Genomic DNA, 21659 nt, shown 5'->3' on the forward strand with positions numbered 1-21659 from the left:
TTAAATGTTGTTTAAAATAAATATTTTATTAAATTTGACTATTAAACAATCAAAAAATTATATTAGCCTATAGTAAAAAACTACTTTTTAGAAAATTACCCCAAATTTAAATTATACTAAAAAGTATTACTATGACAGCTAATATACAAACCCCAGATGCTTTATTGGTGCAAGATTATATAGCTGGTAACGAAGAAGCGTTATCTGTTTTGATCAAAAGGCATGAGTCTAGAATATATGGTTTCATTTATTCGAAGATTGCCGATAGAGACACTTCCAACGATATTTTTCAAGACACTTTCATAAAAGTAATCAAAACGCTAAAATCTAAGTCATACAACGAAGAAGGTAAATTTCTTCCTTGGGTGATGCGAATAGCGCACAATTTAATCATTGATCATTTCAGGAAAAATAAAAAAATGCCTTTGTTTAGAGAAACTGAGGAGTTTTCTATTTTTTCAATAATGTCAGATGACTCACCAACAATCGAGGGTAAAATTATATCCGATCAAGTAGAAAGTGATATTAAACGGCTAATCGAAGAACTTCCTCAGGATCAAAAAGAAGTTTTAATCATGCGCATGTACCAAGACATGAGTTTCAAGGAAATCGCTGAAATCACTGGGGTTAGCATCAATACATCCTTAGGACGTATGCGCTACGCCTTAATGAATTTGAGAAAAGTTATTGACAAACATCAAATTGTTTTAACCAATTGATACTATTTTAGAATATGCTGCGTTCAATATAAAAACAAAATAGTTAGAACATGGCAAAAATTTACTCTAAGAATGCATTGGCTCCTAAGTCAATGAAACCTAAAAAAGAAATAGTTTCTTTTTTACTCAACTATTCTAAAGCGCTATCGATTGCCAAAGTGGGTAATCTAAATATCGAAATTATGGCAAACTAGGTGTTGCTAATCCAATCTAAACTTCCCTAAAATTATATGTTTTAGGGAAGTTTATTTTTTGGTAGCAGTTGCAAGTACTGATTTTCTACCAATCGTTTTGGTAATGATATCCTTTTCAATATCCCAGCCTCGCGCCGGAGAGTATTCTCGGCCGTACCAAATTATTTGTAAATGCAAATCATTCCAAATTTCCTCAGGAAAAAGGCGTTTGGCATCTTTCTCTGTTTGAACTACATTTTTACCATTTGTTAAATTCCATCGGTACATTAAGCGGTGAATATGCGTGTCTACAGGAAAGGCCGGCACTCCAAAAGCTTGAGACATCACCACACTCGCAGTTTTATGTCCCACGGCAGGAAGCTCCTCTAAATACTCAAAACTTTCAGGCACTTTTCCGCCATGTTTATCAATTAAAATATGGGATAATCCATGAATTCCTTTCGATTTCATAGGAGATAATCCACAAGGACGTATAATCTCCTTAATTTCTTCAACCGACATTTTAACCATATCATACGGATTATCTGCCTTGGCAAAAAGCAAAGGTGTAATCTGATTCACACGCACATCTGTACATTGTGCGGACAGCAAAACAGCAATTAAAAGCGTATAAGGATCTTTATGGTCTAACGGAATTGGGATCGTTGGATACAATTCTTTTAACGTATTTATAACAAACGTTACCCGTTCTTGCTTTGTCATTTTCGTAAATTTATATCTTGTAAAAATACTATAATTTTTATCAAGCGCCTAATCCAGCTGTCTGTTGCAAGTCCTCCTTAAAAAACTTTTTTTCTAAAGTCAAAAAAGGAGCTTCCTCTGGTCGCTCTTTTTCGCCAAGAAAAAAATAGTTTTTTACCTCCGGGCTTTCCACGACCATCTGGGGCGGAACTAGTCCGAACATTAAAATCAATTACAACAAACCTGATATCAAAATACATTATTATGACAACATTAAAAAAAGGGGACAAAGCTCCTGCATTTTCAGCATTAGATCAAGACGGTAATTCCCATAGCTTAGCCGATTATAAAGGAAAAAAACTAGTAGTTTTCTTCTATCCTAAAGCAAGTACACCGGGTTGTACTGCCGAAGCTTGTGATTTAAGAGATAATTTTGAGCGATTCGAGGCTAATAATTATGCCCTTTTAGGAGTAAGTGCGGATGCTGCAAGTAAACAAGCTAAATTTAAAGAAAAATACAGCTTCCCCTTTCCTTTACTAGCCGATGAAGATAGAGCTGTAATTGAAGCATTTGGTGTATGGGGACCTAAAAAGTTCATGGGAAAGGAATATGAGGGCATCCATAGAACAACCTTTGTAATCGACGAAAACGGAATTATAGAGGAGGTTATCGATAAAGTGAAGACTAAAGAGCACGCTGCGCAAATTTTAAAGTAGTAGCGTCCAAACAAAAAAAAGTTCTAAATAATTTTAGAACTTTTTTTTTGTGCTTAGTTTGCAAACGACTTATATTTTTGTAAAACTTCCGGTACTGTTTAATTTGTAATTTAAGTTTTCTGTAGTGGTATCTTTTACTGCTTTCGTACCAATTATAGTCCCATCATCGTCATAATTCAAACCATTAATAGTAACTTTTTTAATCAGTATCGTTCCATCTTCTTTAATTGAGAATTCACGATAGTATTCGGTTTCAAAAACAAACCTACAGTCCAGTAATAAAGCATCGATTGGTTTTCCACCAGAATAACTATTTAGTTGTACATTTAGTACTTTGGTATCATTTTCACCATAGGAATAGTAAGCGATAACCTTGTATGCAATTTTATCTTTTTCAAAAGTAAAGGGCGTATAAAACTTAAAATCTTTTGATTTATTATATTCAAATTCATTTTCTTTAACAGGAAAATTAAGTTCAGTAGTACTAAATGACTGCGGGTTTTCTAGCTGAACTAGTTCATATTCGCTAAGCTCTGAATTAAACTTTATGTGCTTTTCCAGTGACTTTGAACTGTAAATAAAATTAGTTGCAGGCAAAGATTGCATCTTTGGTGGTGCTGGTATTGCAGTATTGCTTTCTTTCTTTTTACAGGCGCAAACAAAAAGTACTAGGATTAAAAATGTAATTTTTTTCATTGCTTTATTTCTTTAAAATCCGGTTCGTATTTTTGAACATGTAAATGATGGTAATGATTAGCTGTTTTATGATCTATGTGATGTAGTTTATTCGTCTTGCGTTTGATAGTATAGGTCCAACCAAGCATTTCTTTCCAACCAAATTTGTACAAGGCATCATTCCATTTATTCTGTCTTGAATAATCTAATGAATCAGCAGCCTTACTAATATTTAAGCTTGTTCCTGGCCCACATCGTAGTTCCTTGGTAGCTCTTAAATATTTAAAATCACCATTATTCCCATTAATATGACTTCGACTTGGTTTAGAAGAGCCATCCTCGTGACTAAAGCCATTGCAACTTATATCTAAATAATTGACATCAAGCATGGCGCCAAAAAAGCTAGCTAATGTTTTTTCGTTTACAAACGATCTTCTAGAATCAATATTAAAATGGTATTGGTATTCATTTTTCTTGAAGTACTTAGGAACAGTTTCTAAGTTAATCAAATTGACATATTCGTCCGGTTTCCCTTTATAGGCAATCGTTTTTTGAACGTTATAAGTTCCTAAATCAATAGATTTTCCAGTTTTAGGAAAATATTCGTATTTGTATTTTTTTTTATTTCCTTTCGCAATTACTCTAGGAATATATTTCACGATGGTTCCGTTATGATAAATCCTATAGGTGATGATATCAATTCTTTTAGGTAAATTGATATTGGTATTTAGATCCGCAAGAGGAACTTCACTTTTATAAATGGTGTCTTTTATGAATTTTAGCTCATGACTAGACTCTTTTTTATCAAAATGAAATTTCGAAGGCGTATCTTTTAGACTAATATTAGATGTGGTTATTTTGGTATTGTTTGATACTAAGTGAGTTTTATTTGTTGAAATTAATTCTGAATTATTACTTACTAGTCTGTCTGTTTTTGCAATTGTAAAAAACAGACTTACAGCTCCTAAAATATGCCAAGTCATATAGTTACTTAATCTCTATTCTATTATTTATTTTATTTTTTTGATCAATTGATCGCTTCTAATTGTTTATTTGGATCGTAACCAAAAAGGTAATGCTCCTTGATAATCTCAGCAATACCTGCGGGTAACATAGGTTCCCATCCCGGTCTACCTTCATTAATCATTTTTAATACTTCACGTGAAAAGACTTCAAGAGTCTCACGATCATAATCAGTGATATCAGTTACTTTTCCATTGAATTTAAAGAACTTGTACAATTCTTTCATTCGAGGGTGTACCTTTAAATTTTCAGAATTGATGATTTCTCCATTTTCATCTAACATAGGATATAAGAATACCTTCATATCTCTAAAAAATAGTTTTCCGAAGGCCTCTAGAATTCCTCCACTCAAATGGCGGTAGTACTTCTCGTCAAATATATCTACTAGGTTGTTAACTCCCATGGCTAATCCCATTCGGGCTTTAGTATAATTAGAGAAATATTCAACTACTTTGTAATATTCTTGAAAGTTAGAGATCATTACCGTTTGCCCTAAGGAACATAGCAATTCCGCTCTATCCATAAAGTCGCGCTCGTCAATTTCACCATCAGATCGTAAATTAGAAAGAGTAATTTCAAACACAACAAGCGTGTTTTCTTTTTCTACCTTACTTTCCTCAAGGAACATTTCAAGTGACTTTTTATACATGTCCATATTTACCTTAGTTACAGGACGGAAACTTCCTCTCAAGGCTAGGATATTTTTTTTGTACAAAATGGCAGCAGGAAGGATGTTTTTTCCGTTAGGATCAAACATTACCGCATCGGTCATACCGTTTTTTACTAATTGCAAACTCATCAATCGGTTGTCTACATCAGCAAATCGAGGACCTGAGAAGTTAATCGTATCAATTTCGAGTTGATCCTTATCTAAGTGATCGTATAAATAACGCAACAAACGTTTAGGATCATTGTACTTGTAGTAAGCACCGTATATTAAGTTAACGCCTAGAATACCTAATGTTTCTTGTTGTAAACGAGCATCAGTTTCCTTAAAGCGAATGTGCAATATAATTTCATTATAATCTTCGTCGGGTTCAATTTGGTAACGAATTCCAACCCAACCGTGTCCTTTAAATTGTTTAGCAAAATCAATAGTTGCAACAGTATTGGCGTAACTAAAAAACATTTTATTTGGATGTTTTTCTCTGCTTAAACGTTGTTCTATTAATTTACCTTCCATGGTAATCATTTTCTTCAAACGACTTTCAGTAACATAACGGCCGTCTTCTTCGATTCCATAAATAGAATCACTAAAGTCTTTGTCATAAGCTGACATTGCTTTAGCAATCGTTCCTGAGGAACCACCTGATCTAAAAAAATGCCTCACCGTTTCTTGCCCAGCACCAATTTCAGCAAATGTTCCGTAAATGTTATCATTTAGATTGATACGGAGTGCTTTATCTTTGATCGAAGGTATTTGATTGATGACTTTGTCACCTTTTAATTTTATTTCAGTATCCATTTTTCTTTAAATATGGGTAATATGTTACAAAGTTAATTAATTAGGTTTCTAATGAAAGAGAATTAATCCTATTTTTGTAAAAAAATTAAATTGTAGTGAAGGTATATTTTTTAGGTACTGGTACATCGCAAGGTATTCCCATCATTGGGAGTACGCATCCAGTTTGTTTAAGTTCTAATACTAAAGACAAACGGCTACGTGTTTCCATAATGATTTCTTGGCCTAATAATACCTTTGTAGTTGACTGTGGACCCGATTTTAGGCAGCAAATGTTAGCTTCTAACTGCGATAGAGTTGATGGTATTTTATTTACGCATGAGCATGCTGATCACACAGCGGGTCTTGATGATATTCGACCTTTTAATTTTCGACAAGGTGAAATTCCGGTATATGCACACTCTAGAGTTATAGATAATTTGCATCAGCGTTTTGGATATATCTTCGAAACTGTCAACAAATATCCTGGTGCTCCATCGGTAAAAACAATTGAGGTGGTAAATAATCAACCTTTTGCTGTGGGCGATAAAATAGCTATTCCTATCAATGTGATGCATGGAGATCTTCAGGTTTTTGGGTATCGAATTGATGATTTCGCTTATCTTACGGATGTTAAAACTATTGACGCTGAAGAAACAAATAAGCTAATGGGCTTGGATGTTTTAGTAGTGAATGCGCTGAGAGAAGAGCCACATAATACACATTTTAATTTAGAGGAAGCTTTGGATTTTATAGCATTGGTTAAACCAAAAAAAGCCTATTTGACGCATATAAGTCATCTTTTAGGTTTTCATGATGCCGTGCAAAAGCAGTTGCCTCCAAATGTTTTCCTTGCCTTTGATAATTTAGAAATTACTTTATAACACAACCACAATGAAAAAATCGTTTTTCCTGTATGCCTTTATTTTAGTAGCGCTTATGAATGTTTTTACCTATATGTTTTTAAGCAAACAAGTTGAATTTGAGCAGAACTTATTTGATAAGACCACTAAAAGATTAAAAGATAGTTTGGCATCTGTTAGAACAAAATTGAACGATGCTAATTATTTCTCGTTAGAGAAAAATGAAAATGCTCAAAATTATTTTGAATCGGGAAATAGTAAAAAAGTTATTCAGTACGAAAAACTAATTCCGTTTGTAACAGAAAAATTATTGGATTTGAATTCAAACCCAAAAGGGAATCCGTATGTAGGCCAAGATCAAATTGGTACCAACAAATTTATCATCAATAAGGTGAAAGTATTAAATCACCGTTGGATTATTGCTGATTTTAGCGATGGAGAATATTGGGGTGAAGTGCTGCTCAAATATTTCGTAAATGATGACGAAACCATCACTTTTGAAGTTAACCAATCGTTACTTTACCAAAAATAAAAAAAGGGTTCCAAAAAAATTTGGAACCCTTTTTTTTATTCGTTTGCCAGCCAGTTTTTAAAGTCATAAAAAACTTGCGGCGATATGCCATGTCCTATCGGATATTCTTTATATACTGATTGAATGCCAATTTGTGCTAAAAATGGCTGTGTTTTCTTTGCCCAATCAACAGGAATCACCTGATCAACTGTGCCATGTGAAGTAAAGATTTTAAGTCTAGAAAAATCATTTGTACGATAGTTTTCTTTTAAGATGTCTTCATTTAAATAGCCACTTAAACCAATTACTTTATTGACTTTTTGAGGATAAGATAACGCTACTGCTAGACTCAAAATAGATCCTTGGCTGAAACCAATTAAGTTAACATTCGCTGCATCAATAGGATATTGCGCAATTAATTCATCAATAAACCCTACGATGGCATCTCTTGATTGTGCGGCTTGCTCGTTATCTGAAAATTTATTTTGGTTGGCATCAAAGTTAATAGCATACCAAGCATAGCTCCCATATTGTAGGTCATATGGAGCTCTCGCAGATATTACATAATAGTCATCAGGTAATTCGTCTGCAAACGAAAATAAATCGGCTTCATTACTACCGTATCCGTGGAGTAAAAGTAGCAGCGGATTTTTTTCTAACTTTATTTTTGGTTCTCTAATTTGGTATTCGAATGCTAAATTGCTCATTTAATTTATTTGAAATAGAATTGTGATTTACTAGGATGTTTGATTATCCGATACTTGAAAGCCATTTTTGAAAATACTTCCCTAAGATAGGCATAGGTTGGGTTGATCCGTTAATAGCACTAAAAATGCCGTACGACCATAAAATCATTATAAATATCCACATAGGTGCTGAGATCATCAAGCTGTCGAAATTACTAATAATTAGTCCCAAAGAAACAAATGTAATTGTAATTCCAAGTCCCTGTCGGATGTGAAAAGAAGCAAATTTATTTTTGTCCTCGGCATTCATTGACATGGCTATAAATACACCTATTCCTAAAATATAACAGGTTATCGCTGCTGTTTTTCCTTCGTCAATTGTTTTTTTATCCATTATTATGCTAAAGTTATTTTGCCTTGATTAATTATACCGTATACTTTTCCCCTTGTTTTTTGTCCTAAAAATGCGGAATTTTTAGATTTGGAAAGGATTGCTGCTTTTGTGAAAACACCATCACCCTCAGGAGTAAATAAAGTTATGTTTGCTTTTTCTCCTATATTAATACTTGCTCTTTCGATTTGAAATAGTGTTTTTCCAGCTGTAAATTTTTCAACAATAGTTTCCAGAGGTAAAACCGTCATTAAAGCACCAAATGCGCTTTCTAGACCAACAGTTCCATTTTTGGCCATATCAAATTCCATTTTCTTGTGCTCGATATCAATTGGGTTGTGATCTGAAGTTATAAGGTCTATCGTATGATCCAGTACACCTGCAAGAAGCGCTTGTCTGTCTGCTTCTGTTCGTAAGGGTGGAGCCACTTTAAAGCGGGTATCAAAACCTTCTAGTTTTTCATCAGTTAATACAAGATGGTGCACGGAAACACTACAACTAACTGCTAAGCCTTTCGCTTTCGCTTCTCTAATTAAAGCGACGCTTTTGGCGGTAGAAATAGTAGGAATATGTAGTTTTCCACCGGTGTATTCGAGTAGGAATAAATTACGAGCAATTTGTAACTCTTCGGCAAGGTTTGGAATTCCCTTTAACCCCAAACTTGTCGAAACGATTCCCTCGTTAGCCACACCTTGTCCTTTAATTTTTTCATCTTGTGGAAAAGCAATTACAAGACTATCGAAATCTTGTACGTATTGAAGTGCGATTTTTAAAAGATTGGCATTTTCGATGCTTTTGTTATAATCTCCAAAAGCAATGGCACCTGCATTTTTCATATCGTACAGTTCAGCCATATCCAAACCGGCTGCTTCCTTTGTCAACGATCCTATTGGATATAGTTGGGTTGCGTACCCGTTAGCTTTATTGCTTACAAAATTTACTTGTGCTTGATTATCAATTACAGGGTAGGAGTTAGGTTGTAATGCAATGGCAGTAAAACCGCTTTTGGCAGCTACAACTAGTCCGTTAGCAATCGTTTCTCTATCTTCAAAGCCAGGTTCTCCAAGTGAAACACTACTGTCAAACCAACCCTCAGAAACATGGAGGTTGTCCAATTTTAGTTCTTTTATATTTTCATTATTTGTAATTGAAGTAGCAATTGTATCAATAATACCATCGTTTATAAGTAGGTCGACTATTGAATTGTGAAAGGGACTTTTAGAATCTATAATTTTTGCGCTTCGGAGGATTAATTTCATAAGATAGCTGCTATTTATTTTAAGAATTTTATAATTGCCATTTCGGTAAGGAGTAGTAATACAGCAAAGATAACAAACCATTTCCAAAGTTGATTGTCCGATCGTTGCCTTTGTAGGTCGTCGAAAATAGTTTTGATGGAGTCGATAGTTTTATAGTCAGACCAGTTTTTTTTATTGGCTTCAGCCAAATTACTTTCTGTGCGGGCAGTATTGAAACTGACGTTATCGATCCAGTTTTCTTTATTGTAAATTTCAAAATTTCCAGCTGCAGCAGGAAAGTCGTTAAACGTCAATTTTACTTTGTTATTCATAATTTGCTGAATCGGAATAAACTGCTCTTGTTTATTTTTGACTTCTAAAATAGCATCTTTACTCAATTGCGCTTGCACTAGGTAAGGACTATTTGTGCCAATGGTAATAGCATTTATTCCGTTTTTACCATCACTCGTTCCCATTTTATAAAAAGTAGGTACGATTAATGGTGATTTTTGGAAATTAGAGTTGGTCAAATTTAGTGGAGCTGCAAAGACATATACAGCGCTGCCTGATGCGGACAATGAGGTTAAAAAAGTAGATTGATCATCATAGTACAATGCTGCCGGGGCTGTGCTTTTTAAAGTGAATGTCCCGGACGTTTTAGGATACTGAAAATTGCTAATTTTAGTTTCAAATACGCCTTGGTACAAAGGATGTCCAAAATTAATTTTAGAGACTAATTTCTCTACGTTTTCAAAGCCATTAACTTGAATTGATCCAAAATTGTTTAAAAAACGGCTAAGGTCAATAGGGTTGGTAGACGCAGCCGGTATAATCACTAAATTTCCTCCTTTTTCGACTACTGATTTAAGTGTAGTTTGCAAGGCTTGTGGAATTGATTCCAATTCATTTACTACAACTACATCTTGATCTCCAAGAATATTGTAATCTAAACTAGCGATTGGACTGCTACTAAATAGGAACTCGTCATCGGTATAAATGCGACTTAAAAAAGAGTTATCCGCTGGATCGCCTATTGCCAGCACCTTTATTTTTTTTACTTTGGAAATGCTAAAATATAAAGTATTGTCGTAGGCTAAACCATTATCTGTTATGGAGATGTAGCCATGAAAAACTTGCTTTGGGATGGTGAACTCTAAACTCTTTTTTGCTGATTCAATAGGACTTATTGTTTTTGCAATTAGCTTCCCGTCATTATATATCGCCACTGGAACCGATTTGATATCAGTACCATATGCTGATAAATCAACTCCTATTTCATAAAAATCATTAGTGGTTTCTTTAATATAAACGCTATCTATTGAAACATTATTTTTTTGCTCAGCTTGAGCGATTATAAAATAAGCAGTGTTGTTTTTACCTATATTTTGAATTTGCTTTTTTTGCAAGCCTACACCATCTGTTATGATAAGGATATCTTTATTAGTCCCCGATTGATGTGCATTAACTTTAGTGAGCAAATTATCCAATTGAAAAGGTAGAGCACTGTATTGTGTTTTTTGTAAATCACTTTGGATAGTTTTTACATCAGTGTTCCAAAAGCTTTCAGAATTGGTAAGTAACGAAAAGGTAGTGTTTTCAGGAAGGTCTTCTAATAATTCTTGAACAGCACGTCGTAAAAGTTCGCCTTTTTGGCCTTTGGCCTGCATACTATAGGAATTATCTAAAAGAATGTACATTTCGTTTGCCTTCGTGCTACTGTCTTTTGCCGGGAAAAAAGGCTGAGCAAACGCAATTATGATAGCGGCAAGCAGCAGTAATCGAGTCACTAGTAAAAGCCATTTTTTTAATGTGGCACTTTTTCGGGTTTGTACGCTAAGTGCTTTCAGGAATTGTACGTTTGTAAAATATTCCTTTTTAAAGCGACGAAATTGAAATAAATGGACCAAAATAGGAACAATCAGTAGAAAAAGAAAGTAAAGAATTTCGGGTTGTTTAAATTGCATTCGTTTGTTAGGTTTTCTACATTATTTTTATCTACAATGTAGCTAGTTTGATTATTGCAGTCAAAAATACAAATTTGTAGACAGTTGTTACTTCACAAAGTTCGGTTTTTTTAGTCAGTCGTTTTTTTATTGAAGAACTTTGCTTAGGGTTATCCTTTTTTAGATGCTATTACAGCGCTTTTGTTTTAAATTATTACCTACTTTAGCCTTTGTAAAAATAGTATTTATGAAAAAAATTAGTATTGTGCTTGCCATGACTTTCTTAATAGGAAATCTTCAGGCTCAAAAAACAAATTTAAATCTTCTTGTGGGGACGTATACCAATAAGTGCGATAGCAAAGGAATTTATGTTTACAGTTTTGATGCTAAAACTGCTGATTTTAAATTAAAAAGCGCAACCAATAATGTGGTTAACCCTAGTTATCTAACGGTTTCCAAAAAGAATGATTTTGTGTATAGCGTAAACGAGAACGGTCAAGAGAGTACTGTTAGCGCCTTTGGTTACGAGCCTAAATCGGGTAAACTTGATTTCATGAATAAACAAGCGTCCCAAGGTGCTGATCCTTGCTACATTATTAATGATTCTAAAAATGTTATCATTGCCAATTATACAGGAGGGAACATCAGTATTTTTGGAAAAAACAAAGATGGTAGTTTAACAACAGCCAAGCAAGTTGTGGACCACAGCGGTAGCAGTATTAATACTAAGAGACAAGAAAAACCGCATGCTCATATGGTGTATTTTTCGCCAGATAAAAAGCATGTTTTGTCGAATGATTTAGGAACCGATAAAATTTACACCTATCAATATAATCCAAATTCAGAGGATAAAATTCTTGTACGAACGGACAGTACGGCGATTAAAGCGGGTAGTGGTCCAAGGCATTTAACTTTTAGTAAAAATGGGAAATTTGTGTACTTGCTGCAGGAACTTGACGGTGGTTTAACAGTTTTCGCTTACGCAAAAGGGAAATTAACAAAGATCCAAGAAACCTCTATTCTTGATCCTGATTTTAAGGGAGTTGTTGGAGCGGCTGATATTCATTTAACGTCTGATGGATTGTTTCTCTATGCTACCAATCGCGGAGAAGGGAATAGTATCACTACCTTTAAAATACTTAAAAACGGATTAGTCGAAAGAGTAGGTATTACAAGTACCTTGGGGAAAGGTCCTAGGAATTTTGTGATTGATCCTACGGGAAATTATCTGTTGGTAGGACATCAGTATTCGAATGAAGTTGTAATTTTTAAACGCAATATGATTTCAGGCGATTTAACTGATACGGGAAAACGTATCGAACTTTGTGCGCCAGTTTGCCTTGTTTTTACTAAGCAATAAAAAAATCCCGAAAGCACGAGTTGTGTTTTCGGGAGTTACTTAATTTTTTAATCTATTACTTTTTCTTTTTCTTTTTCTGAGCTTGAATTTTTAGCATGTTTCTGTTCACCGAGCCATGTGTTTTTTTCTTGGTTACACCAGGACCACCAAGATTTACTTTTTTATTCTTTTTCGATTTCTCGTGGAAAGCACCATCTCCATCTAATTTTTTCTTCTTGGTCAAAAACTTTATGACCTGTCTGTCTTTCTCAGGTTCGATAAGCTTGTCTGAAACTTCAACAGCTACTGGAAATGGTTCCATCACAAGTTCCATGTTCATCAATACTTCAACTTCAACTTTAGCTTCTTCCTCTCTTGGAGTGATAAAACTTAAGGCAGTACCAGTAGCATCAGCACGACCCGTTCTACCTATACGGTGCATGTATAGTTCAGCTGCTTCGGGCATTTCAAAATTGATAACATGGGTAATATTGGAGATATCCAATCCTCTAGCCATAATATCCGTAGTGATTAATCCTCGAAGGTTTCCTTCTTGAAAAGAGGCCATAGTACTCAAACGATAGTTTTGAGACTTATTAGAGTGGATGACACCAAACTGATCTTCAAAATCCTCTTCGATGCGGTCATGCAGCATATCAGAGATTTTTTTATTATTCACAAAAACCAACACGCGGCTCATGTCCTCGTTCGTTTTTAGCAAATGTTTTAATAGGTTAACCTTAGTGTTAAAGTTGGGTACATTATAAGTGATTTGCTTAATATTCTCTAATGGTGTACCAGAGGCAGAAAGTGTTACTTCTTCAGGATAGTCAAAATAATCATTTAAGATAGCATCTACTTCATCTGTCATGGTAGCTGAGAATAGAATATTTTGACGTTTTTTAGGCATCATAGCCAAAATTGATGTCAATTGTGTTCTAAATCCTAAGTTTAGCATTTCGTCGAACTCATCGATAACTAATTTTTGCATTTCTTCAAAACGAATAACATTGTCTAATGTTAAATCCATTATTCTTCCTGGTGTACCAACAAGTATGTCGCAACCTGTATAAACCGTTGTTTTTTGAGTATTAATGTTAACACCTCCAAAAATACCTACCGTACGAACCGACATGTATTTTGTCAATTTTTCAACTTCCTCTACCACTTGAACAACTAGTTCACGTGTTGGAACAAGAATAACCAATTTAGGGGTATGACCCGGAGTAAATTTGTAGAGCTTTAATAGCGGTAATAAATAAGCAAAGGTTTTCCCAGTTCCCGTTTGTGCAATACCCATCATATCTCTACCAGACATGATTACTGAAAATGATTTTTCCTGAATAGGAGTTGGAGTTGTAAATCCTAAATCATCAATTGCTTTTTGTACTGATTTGGGAAGATTAAATTGCTCGAAAGTAGCCATAAAACGTAAATTTTGTGCAAAGATAGTCTTTTTGAATCTAAGGTCTAGTTTTGATGTAAAGGTTGTTTATCTTCAAGTTTATTTAAAGTTTAAGTCCCAAGTCAATGTTAAGGAGTAAATCCAAAAATAACTACCCGGATCAAAACTTATTTCTTGGTGTGCTACATCAATTTGAGCACCCCATGCATCTTTGTTTTTGGATGTTGTAAAGTAGTACCCTGCATTAAGTCGTTGTGTTTTTAGGTTGATAATGGCAGCATCATTAGCATTGAAAATGAATTGATTCACTTCGGGAGACACTCCCATGCTGTAAGTGAAACTAACATAGTTGTTCGCATTACTTCGATACTTACGATAATTAAGCGCCGCTGATGTACTCGTACCTCCATCTCCTGGAGTAAAGTAAGGACGTAGTGACCAATAGCTATTTCCGGTGTACCAACCAATGCTTCCCGTGTAAATATTTGTGGTGGTACTATATTTCAGTGTTCTAAATCCTGCCGAAAGTTCCAAGCTATGAGGTAATGATTTGTATAGTTCAGCACCATAACGTAGGTCTGGGAACAAAAAAGTATTGGCAAAACCAATATTGACATAAGCGTATAGCCCTTTGGTGATTTTTGGATATAAATCAAATTCGACTTGAGTACCATTTTCATTAAAGCGCCTATTGAAATTTAATTTTCCAATAATGCTTCCGTATTTCGTCTGTCTCCCGTAGCTTATTGTATAATATTGCATTGGATCAAATACTTTGGAGTAAATATCAACCGCAGCTCTTACGCCTATCGTGTTCATGCGTAAGGTTTGGGATAAGCTTGCTTTGTAGTCAATTGCTTTTTGATCCGCTGGATTTTTATCCAAAAGTGACTCTACAATTGCCAATGATTCTAGTGGTTTATTAGTTTTCTCAGTGGCAGCAGCCTTAAGAAGAGTAATCTCAGAATCATTAGGGAATAATTTTAAAGCTTTATTTGCCATTAGGATAGCTTCTGCATAAGAGTCACTCCAAGATTCATTTTTTATTGCTGCAATCCAATTTTCTTTATTACTAGGGTCATTTTTGATGACCTGCTCAAATTCGGTTCTAGCTTTTTTATAGTTGCCATCCCAAGAGTAAGTGGTGGCTAAAAAAGTTCGAATATCACTATAATTAGGATATTTAGTCAAAATATGAATCAAAGTATCTTGCGCCTGCTTGCGCTGCTCACTAAAAGCTAGTTTACGTGCGGTTTCAAAGGAAGTATCAGGATTGCCATTGTAGGGTTTGTTTTGTCCCTTTACAGACACTAATGAAACTGCCATAAAAACTAGTGATAAGATGTAAGTTTTCTTTAAAATCATTGTTAAAATGTTTTTTTAATTTTTAGGAATGCTGCATTAGACGGATATTTTTTTATGATACTGTCTATCGTTTTTTTCGCCATTACAACATTGTTAGTTCTTTTATAAGCTTGCGCTAATTTCACGCCTAATTCGGGATCTTGTACTTTGTTTTTTAGTCCTTCTTTAGCAATATTGATTCCTTTGTTGTCTTGATTGGTCCACCAGTATAAATCCATCAAGGCAAGGTAACCATCATTGTAATAGGGCGTTCTTTTAATAACTTCTTTTAATTCTGTCTCTGCTTTGGCATATTGTTTATCCCAAGCGAGTGTTCTTCCTTTTAATGTTCGTACATCGGCATAATTAGGGAATTCATTTAAGATATAATTGCACAGTAATCTTGCCTTTTCTCTTTCGTTATTGAAAGCAAATTCTCTTGCCTTCAAGAAAATCTCATCATAATTTAACCCTTTGGTTAATTTTTTAATGGTCGTTAGATCAGCTTTTGAAAATTCAAATGCAGCTTTTGTATAAATATTAATCGCATTCGGTATAATTTTATTTTTTTGAGTTAGGTAGGCGTTCAGTTTTTTAGCCTCGTTTAAGCTATCTTTTATTGTTTGTAAAATGGCACTATCACTTATTTGGGTGGTTTCAAAATTTTCATCGATTTTGAACAAATCTCCATTGGAGTATAGGTAATCCTTATAAATCATTTCATTGATGTTTCCCTTATTTTGCATTATGGGAATGGTATGAATATTTCTAAATTTTTTAACGGTATCCAAGCCGGTGCTCATCCAAGCTGTTTTTTCCATTTTGTTCATTTTATAATTATTCATTAAAAATGAGACTAAACTGGGTGTAATATCCCAATGCGAAGAAACTGACTTAAAAGTTTGTGGTCTTTTTAATAAGGGACTATAAATGTACAAAGGAACATGAAAACGGCACAATTTGTCTTTTTGTGCAATAGGTATTAGTCGGTGGTCGCCAGTTATTACAAATATTGTATTCTTGTATTCGGGTCTTTTACTGTAGGAATTGATGAACGTTTTAATAGAGTTATCAGTATACAGTAAGCTAGCAAATATATCTTTGTAAGTGTTAACTTCTTCCTTCGCTACTTTTAGATTTTTGTTTGTATTTAAGATACTATCTACTTTTTTAAGATATTCTTTTTTTTGTGGAAAATCAAAAGGTTCATGATTGGTAAGTGTCATAATTATATCCAAACGGGGTGTTTTTTTACCGTCCAATTCAGATAATGTTTTTCTGAAAATTTCGCTATCGGGATAACCCCAAGAGAAACCGCCCGAATTGGCTTTTGTTTTTTCGTATCCGGATCCAAATTTGTTGATATCAATAACATTATCAATTCCGTTGTACTCTAGGAAATTTATTTTTCTGTCAAAACTAGACTCATCACCACAGTAAAAGGAGGTTGAATACTCATTAGCCTTAAGAATACTTACTAAAGATATATTAGAAGGTAGTGGATTTAATTCTAAAAAGCCTTTTTCTCCGTAGGGCAAAGAACCAAGTATCGAAGGCAGTGCGCCAAATGTACGACCTGCATTACTGACAAAATTTTCCCAGTATAATGATTTTGGAATAAGTGAATCTAAGTAGGGTGTAAATCCACTGTAGCCATTTTTACCAATAAATTCGTCTCCCAGTCCTTCAACAATAATCATAACGATATTTGGTTTCTCTTCATTAATTTGGAAAAATGGTGCTAGGACGTCCGGCGATGATGAAAAGGGTTGAACGAGTGGATACTCTTTTTTGTAAGTTAAATTATTGATATCAAAGTCATTTTTTTCAGATTGGTAACGAATGATATCAGACGTAAAAAAAGCTAATTTATTTTGATTGGTTGTATCTGAGAAAGTTGAATTAAAGAATTTTAAGCCAAGGGTTAGTGCGATGATGCATACTGCCGCAACGATAAAAGTTTTGTTTATCGTAATTTTCGATATTTTTTTATGAATAAAAAGGAAAAGAACTGGAAATAAGACAAAAGGAATAAAATAGAATATAGATAATGATTCCGATGCCGTTACGGTGGTAAACATATCTGATAAAGAGTAGCCCAAAATATCTGCACCAAGATAGACTAATGTTGTCAGGTGGTACTTTGTTAAGGCGAATTGCGCAAGGACAACCAAACAAAAAATGCATTTAATAACTAGATTTGCCCACTTTTTAGAAAGTAGTGAAAAGACAAAAAACAATGGATAACAAACACAAAAGATGATTAAACTTGTCCATAAATCATTTAATAATTTGAATGAAAGTACTTCCGCAAAATTTGGAATTTTTATTCCATTTGCCATTTTACTGACTATTTCGAAGGTGCTAATGGTCCAAAATGCAAGTAATAAAGCTAAGTTAAGTTGAAGATAGGAGCTGTTGCTTTTTATTTTTGGTTCAGTATTCATTGGTTTGATGTACGTTTATTAATTGTTAGACATGCCCTTTCGAGTCATTTCTCCCCATTTTATTTTTTTATTAAAATAATAATCAATATTTCCTTTTATGGCCGCATACAAGATAAAGGGGTGATTGATGAACGGTTCTAAAAAAGCGGTCTTTAGTAATTTTATTCCAATACCTTTTTTTGTGTATTGGTGGTAAGTATGCTCTTCAATTACAATCGTAACAATAGAGAAAAAAACAGTAAATAGATAAGCCATTACCATAAAAGCAATTGCATAATCCCATTTTACGCTGTTGTTTACGATCAAAAAACCAAAATAGAATAGTCCTGCTACTTCAATAAGTGGTGCTATTCGCTCAAAAATCAGCCAATAAGGATAACTTACTGTCCCTAATGAATTGTATTTTCGATTAAAGCCTATTTTTTTATGTTTTTTTAATGTTTCAATAGTTCCTCTAGTCCACCTATTTCTTTGAGAGATAAAAATTTTATAACTGTCGGGAGCTTCTGTCCAGCACAAAGGATCAGGAATGTAGGCTACTTTATATTTCACTTTTTTCTCTTCCATGTACCGTCTCATTCTAACGATAATTTCCATGTCTTCGCCTACCGTTTTTGTATCGTATCCTCCAACTTCTAATGCTATTTTTTTATCAAATAGACCAAAAGCACCAGAAATAACAAGTAACCCGTTCAATCGACTCCAAGCCATACGGCCTAATAAAAAAGCTCTAAGGTATTCTAAAATTTGTCCTTGTACAATAGCATTTTTCGGGAAATTGACGTCAATAAGTTTACCATCTTTGATGGTGCAGGAATTAGCAATTCTAATGACTCCACCTGCTGCAATTACTTTTTTGTCGGTAGATTCAAGAAACGGTTTTACCAGTTTTTGTAACGCATCTTCAAGTAATAAACAGTCAACGTCGATGCAAGCTACATATTTATTAGTGCTAATATTTAGTCCCATATTTAAGGCATCTGCTTTTCCTCCATTTTCCTTGTCAACTATGATTAATTTTTCAAAAGCAGGATTTGTAGATTTAAAAATTCCGTCGCGCAATGGTTTTGTTGGTATTTGATTGTTAATTTCGTAATCTATTTTTACTAGATCGTAGGCTTCAATTAATTTTTGGAGGCTATCATCTTTGCTACCATCATTTACAATTATAACATCATAGTTTACATAATGACACGATAATAGCGATCGTACATTCTCAACTATATTTAAGGTTTCATTATAAGCAGGTGCAATAATGGAAATAGATGGTGAGATACTAGATTTCATTATTTCGCCATAATTGACAAATCGGTTTTTTTTCATATAATCTACAGTCTCAAAGCCGGATATGATAGCTAGGATGATATAGGATGATATCGCTAAAAAAGCAAATGTGAAAAAGATATATTCTAAAAAATTTATGATAAATTCAGGTAGTGTTGATGTCATAATTATCCAGCTTTAGTTAAGTCTAAACCTTCGTACTGTTCGGCCTTTTTGCGATTGATATGTATGGTGTACGTATCTTCTGGATCAATAGAGTGCATTATTAATTCTGCAGACTGTTTAATCTCGTAATTGTGATGATTTATAAATTCGGATACAAATGCGATGTCTTCGTTTGTAAACATTTTTTCACCCATTTTTAAAATAGCGATTATTTCCTCAGTGCTTCGGTTAGTACTATCTTTTTTCAAAATAGTAGTTGCTTCATGAAACCCGAGCGGTGAAACCAATTCAATAGCCTCAATTCGGATAGCTATGTTGGGATGATTAAATAATTGTATTACCTGTTCTTTAGTTTCGTATTGGTTAAATATTTTTGCTAGTTTTAACGTAAACGAAATTACGGATTCATTCGAGGATTGTAACCAATTTGTTAAATCAGGTAGGTTTAAACTGTTTTTTCGTTGTAAAATTTCCAACAATTGGATTTGATCCCATTCCGATAATTGAGTTTGGATAATATCTAGAAAACTAAGTCCATCAAAAGAAAAAAGTTTAACTAAATAAAATTGGATTTCTCTTCGTACCTCTTTTTTTGGATGATTGATATGAACTATTATTTTCTCATGAACTTCTTTAATGTCAAATTGTGCTAGTTCACTTATTCCATTTGCTATTCCATTCCATTTTTTACTATTTAATTTAGCTTCTGCTTCTCCTATAAAATTTAAATTATAATATAGTTTTTGAATAGCATCAGCGGTTTCGCCCGAAATTTCATTTCTAAGTTTTAATAACGTTTTAATTATGATTCGTTTCTTAAGACGATTTTTGGCACACTTTTTTAAATAAGTAATTATTTGTTGTTGTTGAAGGCTTAGCTCGTCGCCTTCTTCTCCTGCATATAAGTACTCTATTAAATCAGATTCATATTTTTTTTGATAGGTGTTGATAATTCTGCCTTTATTGCGCAATCGAGCTCTCACATATTTTAAGTATCCAATCAGAACAACTAGCGCTAGTAATAAGATAGCACTTATTAACCACGAAATCTGTATGATTGCAGGGCTACTATGAAAGTAGTCAAATAGATATTGGGTATAGTTAGTAGTCATGTGATAAAGTGCTAAGAGTTATCGTAATAATCTTTTTGCTCTAATAATTAACTCGTTGGGGCTAAATGGTTTACTCATGAAATCAGTTGCTCCTAAATTAAAGGCATTAACCACCATTTCCTCTTGGCCAGCAGATGAAAAAACTACGATGGGCGTCGAAGAGTTCAATTTATTTCGAACATGACTAATTAATTCTAAACCACTAACAAAAGGCATCATTATGTCAGTAAGAATCATATCGGGATTATGCTCTTCAATGAGATTAATCGCTTCCTTGCCATTTACTGCAATTAACAACTGATAGCCTTCTTTTTCTAATTTGAATTTCAATAACAACGAAAGAATGGAGTTGTCCTCGGCTAAAACAATTTTTTTTGAATTTGTCATTATTAGGTTATTAAAGTGTTAGATTTTGGGATTTAACGCATATCAAATATATTATATTTTTGTTTATAAACTCGATAAAGTGTTTAAAAAACACGATTAAATGCATAAAAGTAGTATAAAATAAGTTTATTATTACAAAATAATTTTAAATTACAAACAATTGATTCAATACGTTATTGATTTAGTTTTAAACAAGTTATGGAAATGTTAGACTAATTTGTTTGCTTTCAGTGTCAAAAGTGTTTTAAAACCCTTCAAAAACGCCAAGACCAAATAAAGCAAAATCATATTTTACGGGATCCGCAGGATCTAGAATCCGCAATTGGCAATCGAGCTCCGCTAGTGCCTTTCCGTCATTTTGTTTCCGAGTTAAAAGGCCTAGTTTACGGGCTACATTACCTGAATGGACATCCAAAGGGCAGGAGAGTGCCGCAGTTGAGATGCTGTCCCAAATGCCCAAGTCGACTCCTTTTTTGTCATTGCGTACCATCCAACGCAAGTACATGTTTATGCGCTTTGCTGCTGAATTATTCAAGGGATCGGATACGTGCTTTTGTGTGCGTTGTTGGTGCGGAATTTCAAAAAACATCTTTTTAAATTCGGATATACTTCGCTGCATTGAAGTTGGATCTTGATTTTTTGAAAAAGCAGCTTCTAGTCCGCCGTGTGTGGTATAAATATGCTTTAAAGAACTGATAAACTGCATGAAATCAGCGCCATTAAAAGTACGGTGTACAAACTGGTCTAAGCGCTCCAATTGAGTGTCAGTGTGAGACATGACAAAATCATAGGGAGCATTTCCCATGAGATCGATCATTTTTTTTGAGTTTTTTATTATCATGGTTCGGTTTCCCCATGCTATGGTAGCACTTAGGAAACCGGCGATTTCAATATCATCTTTTTGGGTGAAAAGATGCGGAATTTGCACTGGATCACTATCGATAAAATCGAAGGTGTTGTATTGTTCTACTTTTTGATCTAGAAAGTCTTTGAGTTCGGATTGGTTCATCTTTTGAAAAAGGAGTTTCTGTTAAATAGAATTGTTGTTCTAGGAACATTTCTTAGCCCAGATAGGAACGGCATCTCCCGATTAT

22 protein-coding genes are annotated in these 21659 nt (G+C 34.0%); 6 read left to right on the plus strand and 16 right to left on the minus strand.

What is annotated here, in order from left to right:
• The first annotated feature begins 131 nt into the window (after window positions 1-131).
• Both ACZ2G0_RS08990 and ACZ2G0_RS08995 read left to right on the plus strand, forming a co-directional pair.
• A complete protein-coding gene (locus ACZ2G0_RS08990) occupies window positions 132-719 on the plus strand; it encodes an RNA polymerase sigma factor (protein WP_470307339.1) in 588 nt (195 codons plus the stop codon).
• A 50-nt stretch (window positions 720-769) separates the two neighbouring features.
• Window positions 770-913 (plus strand): hypothetical protein, encoded by a 144-nt coding sequence (locus ACZ2G0_RS08995; protein ID WP_300287618.1) that lies wholly within the window; start codon window positions 770-772, stop codon window positions 911-913.
• A gap of 51 nt (window positions 914-964) precedes the next feature.
• Here the strand turns inward: ACZ2G0_RS08995 and ACZ2G0_RS09000 are convergent, their stop codons facing one another.
• Together ACZ2G0_RS09000 and ACZ2G0_RS09005 are read right to left on the minus strand one after the other, a co-directional pair.
• The gene (locus ACZ2G0_RS09000; protein ID WP_470307340.1) at window positions 965-1615 is read right to left on the minus strand and encodes an endonuclease III domain-containing protein; all 651 of its coding nucleotides are present in this window, start codon (window positions 1613-1615) and stop codon (window positions 965-967) included.
• Between the two features lie 40 nt (window positions 1616-1655).
• Complete coding sequence (locus ACZ2G0_RS09005; RefSeq protein WP_470307341.1) at window positions 1656-1817, minus strand: hypothetical protein; 162 nt, start codon at window positions 1815-1817, stop codon at window positions 1656-1658.
• Window positions 1818-1858: 41 nt separating this feature from the next.
• Between ACZ2G0_RS09005 and bcp the strand changes: the two genes are divergently transcribed.
• Window positions 1859-2311: a thioredoxin-dependent thiol peroxidase gene (gene bcp / locus ACZ2G0_RS09010; RefSeq protein WP_470307342.1), complete on the plus strand. Its 453-nt coding sequence runs from the start codon at window positions 1859-1861 to the stop codon at window positions 2309-2311.
• Between the two features lie 69 nt (window positions 2312-2380).
• Here the strand turns inward: bcp and ACZ2G0_RS09015 are convergent, their stop codons facing one another.
• Genes ACZ2G0_RS09015 through ACZ2G0_RS09025 form a run of 3 tightly spaced genes read right to left on the minus strand, consistent with a single transcriptional unit; the run spans window position 2381 to window position 5474 of the window.
• Window positions 2381-3007, minus strand: a complete 627-nt coding sequence (locus ACZ2G0_RS09015) for a hypothetical protein (RefSeq protein WP_470307343.1) — start codon at window positions 3005-3007, stop codon at window positions 2381-2383.
• A complete protein-coding gene (locus tag ACZ2G0_RS09020) occupies window positions 3004-3969 on the minus strand; it encodes a hypothetical protein (RefSeq protein ID WP_470307344.1) in 966 nt (321 codons plus the stop codon). Before ACZ2G0_RS09020 ends, ACZ2G0_RS09015 begins: the two co-directional genes overlap by 4 nt.
• Window positions 3970-4013: 44 nt before the next feature.
• Window positions 4014-5474: a TonB-dependent receptor gene (locus tag ACZ2G0_RS09025; RefSeq protein WP_470307345.1), complete on the minus strand. Its 1461-nt coding sequence runs from the start codon at window positions 5472-5474 to the stop codon at window positions 4014-4016.
• 95 nt (window positions 5475-5569) lie between these two features.
• On the opposite strand from ACZ2G0_RS09025, the gene ACZ2G0_RS09030 reads away from it, so the two are divergent.
• Both ACZ2G0_RS09030 and ACZ2G0_RS09035 read left to right on the plus strand, forming a co-directional pair.
• Window positions 5570-6334, plus strand: coding sequence for an MBL fold metallo-hydrolase (locus ACZ2G0_RS09030; RefSeq protein ID WP_470307346.1), 765 nt, complete (start codon window positions 5570-5572; stop codon window positions 6332-6334).
• 10 nt (window positions 6335-6344) lie between these two features.
• Window positions 6345-6845, plus strand: a complete 501-nt coding sequence (locus ACZ2G0_RS09035) for a hypothetical protein (protein ID WP_470307347.1) — start codon at window positions 6345-6347, stop codon at window positions 6843-6845.
• A 35-nt stretch (window positions 6846-6880) separates the two neighbouring features.
• Here the strand turns inward: ACZ2G0_RS09035 and ACZ2G0_RS09040 are convergent, their stop codons facing one another.
• Genes ACZ2G0_RS09040 through ACZ2G0_RS09055 form a run of 4 tightly spaced genes read right to left on the minus strand, consistent with a single transcriptional unit; the run spans window position 6881 to window position 11103 of the window.
• Window positions 6881-7531: an alpha/beta hydrolase gene (locus ACZ2G0_RS09040; protein WP_470307348.1), complete on the minus strand. Its 651-nt coding sequence runs from the start codon at window positions 7529-7531 to the stop codon at window positions 6881-6883.
• Between the two features lie 43 nt (window positions 7532-7574).
• On the minus strand, window positions 7575-7904 hold the full coding sequence (locus tag ACZ2G0_RS09045; protein WP_300286403.1) for a hypothetical protein: 330 nt from the start codon (window positions 7902-7904) through the stop codon (window positions 7575-7577).
• A gap of 2 nt (window positions 7905-7906) precedes the next feature.
• The gene (locus ACZ2G0_RS09050; protein ID WP_470307349.1) at window positions 7907-9160 is read right to left on the minus strand and encodes a dihydroorotase; all 1254 of its coding nucleotides are present in this window, start codon (window positions 9158-9160) and stop codon (window positions 7907-7909) included.
• Between the two features lie 14 nt (window positions 9161-9174).
• Window positions 9175-11103: a vWA domain-containing protein gene (locus ACZ2G0_RS09055; RefSeq protein ID WP_470307350.1), complete on the minus strand. Its 1929-nt coding sequence runs from the start codon at window positions 11101-11103 to the stop codon at window positions 9175-9177.
• 226 nt (window positions 11104-11329) lie between these two features.
• On the opposite strand from ACZ2G0_RS09055, the gene ACZ2G0_RS09060 reads away from it, so the two are divergent.
• The gene (locus ACZ2G0_RS09060) at window positions 11330-12442 is read left to right on the plus strand and encodes a lactonase family protein (protein WP_470307351.1); all 1113 of its coding nucleotides are present in this window, start codon (window positions 11330-11332) and stop codon (window positions 12440-12442) included.
• 55 nt (window positions 12443-12497) lie between these two features.
• Here ACZ2G0_RS09060 and ACZ2G0_RS09065 read toward each other — a convergent pair whose 3' ends face one another.
• The 7 genes from ACZ2G0_RS09065 to ACZ2G0_RS09095 form a co-directional block, all read right to left on the minus strand.
• Window positions 12498-13847 carry a DEAD/DEAH box helicase gene (locus ACZ2G0_RS09065; protein WP_300288409.1) on the minus strand — a complete coding sequence of 450 codons (1350 nt, stop codon included), beginning with the start codon at window positions 13845-13847 and terminating at the stop codon, window positions 12498-12500.
• A 78-nt stretch (window positions 13848-13925) separates the two neighbouring features.
• The gene (locus ACZ2G0_RS09070) at window positions 13926-15191 is read right to left on the minus strand and encodes a YaiO family outer membrane beta-barrel protein (protein WP_470307352.1); all 1266 of its coding nucleotides are present in this window, start codon (window positions 15189-15191) and stop codon (window positions 13926-13928) included.
• A 2-nt stretch (window positions 15192-15193) separates the two neighbouring features.
• Complete coding sequence (locus tag ACZ2G0_RS09075) at window positions 15194-17617, minus strand: sulfatase-like hydrolase/transferase (protein ID WP_470307353.1); 2424 nt, start codon at window positions 17615-17617, stop codon at window positions 15194-15196.
• 18 nt (window positions 17618-17635) lie between these two features.
• Window positions 17636-19066 carry a glycosyltransferase family 2 protein gene (locus ACZ2G0_RS09080; protein WP_470307354.1) on the minus strand — a complete coding sequence of 477 codons (1431 nt, stop codon included), beginning with the start codon at window positions 19064-19066 and terminating at the stop codon, window positions 17636-17638.
• 2 nt (window positions 19067-19068) lie between these two features.
• Complete coding sequence (locus ACZ2G0_RS09085) at window positions 19069-20178, minus strand: hypothetical protein (RefSeq protein ID WP_470307355.1); 1110 nt, start codon at window positions 20176-20178, stop codon at window positions 19069-19071.
• A gap of 18 nt (window positions 20179-20196) precedes the next feature.
• Window positions 20197-20565: a response regulator transcription factor gene (locus ACZ2G0_RS09090; RefSeq protein ID WP_470307356.1), complete on the minus strand. Its 369-nt coding sequence runs from the start codon at window positions 20563-20565 to the stop codon at window positions 20197-20199.
• Between the two features lie 244 nt (window positions 20566-20809).
• Window positions 20810-21574: a TIGR02757 family protein gene (locus ACZ2G0_RS09095; protein ID WP_470307357.1), complete on the minus strand. Its 765-nt coding sequence runs from the start codon at window positions 21572-21574 to the stop codon at window positions 20810-20812.
• Window positions 21575-21659: the final 85 nt, after the last annotated feature.

Source organism: Flavobacterium sp. KKT103 (genome assembly GCF_055640565.1).

Excerpts from the sequence above, each read along its gene's own strand:
- ACZ2G0_RS08990 (WP_470307339.1), top strand. The coding sequence starts at position 132 with ATGACAGCTAATATACAAACCCCAGATGCTTTATTGGTGCAAGATTAT.
- ACZ2G0_RS08995 (WP_300287618.1), top strand. The coding sequence starts at position 770 with ATGGCAAAAATTTACTCTAAGAATGCATTGGCTCCTAAGTCAATGAAA.
- ACZ2G0_RS09000 (WP_470307340.1), bottom strand. The coding sequence starts at position 1,615 with ATGACAAAGCAAGAACGGGTAACGTTTGTTATAAATACGTTAAAAGAA.
- ACZ2G0_RS09005 (WP_470307341.1), bottom strand. The coding sequence starts at position 1,817 with ATGTTCGGACTAGTTCCGCCCCAGATGGTCGTGGAAAGCCCGGAGGTA.
- bcp (WP_470307342.1), top strand. The coding sequence starts at position 1,859 with ATGACAACATTAAAAAAAGGGGACAAAGCTCCTGCATTTTCAGCATTA.
- ACZ2G0_RS09015 (WP_470307343.1), bottom strand. The coding sequence starts at position 3,007 with ATGAAAAAAATTACATTTTTAATCCTAGTACTTTTTGTTTGCGCCTGT.
- ACZ2G0_RS09020 (WP_470307344.1), bottom strand. The coding sequence starts at position 3,969 with ATGACTTGGCATATTTTAGGAGCTGTAAGTCTGTTTTTTACAATTGCA.
- ACZ2G0_RS09025 (WP_470307345.1), bottom strand. The coding sequence starts at position 5,474 with ATGGATACTGAAATAAAATTAAAAGGTGACAAAGTCATCAATCAAATA.
- ACZ2G0_RS09035 (WP_470307347.1), top strand. The coding sequence starts at position 6,345 with ATGAAAAAATCGTTTTTCCTGTATGCCTTTATTTTAGTAGCGCTTATG.
- ACZ2G0_RS09040 (WP_470307348.1), bottom strand. The coding sequence starts at position 7,531 with ATGAGCAATTTAGCATTCGAATACCAAATTAGAGAACCAAAAATAAAG.
- ACZ2G0_RS09045 (WP_300286403.1), bottom strand. The coding sequence starts at position 7,904 with ATGGATAAAAAAACAATTGACGAAGGAAAAACAGCAGCGATAACCTGT.
- ACZ2G0_RS09050 (WP_470307349.1), bottom strand. The coding sequence starts at position 9,160 with ATGAAATTAATCCTCCGAAGCGCAAAAATTATAGATTCTAAAAGTCCC.
- ACZ2G0_RS09055 (WP_470307350.1), bottom strand. The coding sequence starts at position 11,103 with ATGCAATTTAAACAACCCGAAATTCTTTACTTTCTTTTTCTACTGATT.
- ACZ2G0_RS09060 (WP_470307351.1), top strand. The coding sequence starts at position 11,330 with ATGAAAAAAATTAGTATTGTGCTTGCCATGACTTTCTTAATAGGAAAT.
- ACZ2G0_RS09065 (WP_300288409.1), bottom strand. The coding sequence starts at position 13,847 with ATGGCTACTTTCGAGCAATTTAATCTTCCCAAATCAGTACAAAAAGCA.
- ACZ2G0_RS09070 (WP_470307352.1), bottom strand. The coding sequence starts at position 15,191 with ATGATTTTAAAGAAAACTTACATCTTATCACTAGTTTTTATGGCAGTT.
- ACZ2G0_RS09075 (WP_470307353.1), bottom strand. The coding sequence starts at position 17,617 with ATGAATACTGAACCAAAAATAAAAAGCAACAGCTCCTATCTTCAACTT.
- ACZ2G0_RS09080 (WP_470307354.1), bottom strand. The coding sequence starts at position 19,066 with ATGACATCAACACTACCTGAATTTATCATAAATTTTTTAGAATATATC.
- ACZ2G0_RS09085 (WP_470307355.1), bottom strand. The coding sequence starts at position 20,178 with ATGACTACTAACTATACCCAATATCTATTTGACTACTTTCATAGTAGC.
- ACZ2G0_RS09090 (WP_470307356.1), bottom strand. The coding sequence starts at position 20,565 with ATGACAAATTCAAAAAAAATTGTTTTAGCCGAGGACAACTCCATTCTT.
- ACZ2G0_RS09095 (WP_470307357.1), bottom strand. The coding sequence starts at position 21,574 with ATGAACCAATCCGAACTCAAAGACTTTCTAGATCAAAAAGTAGAACAA.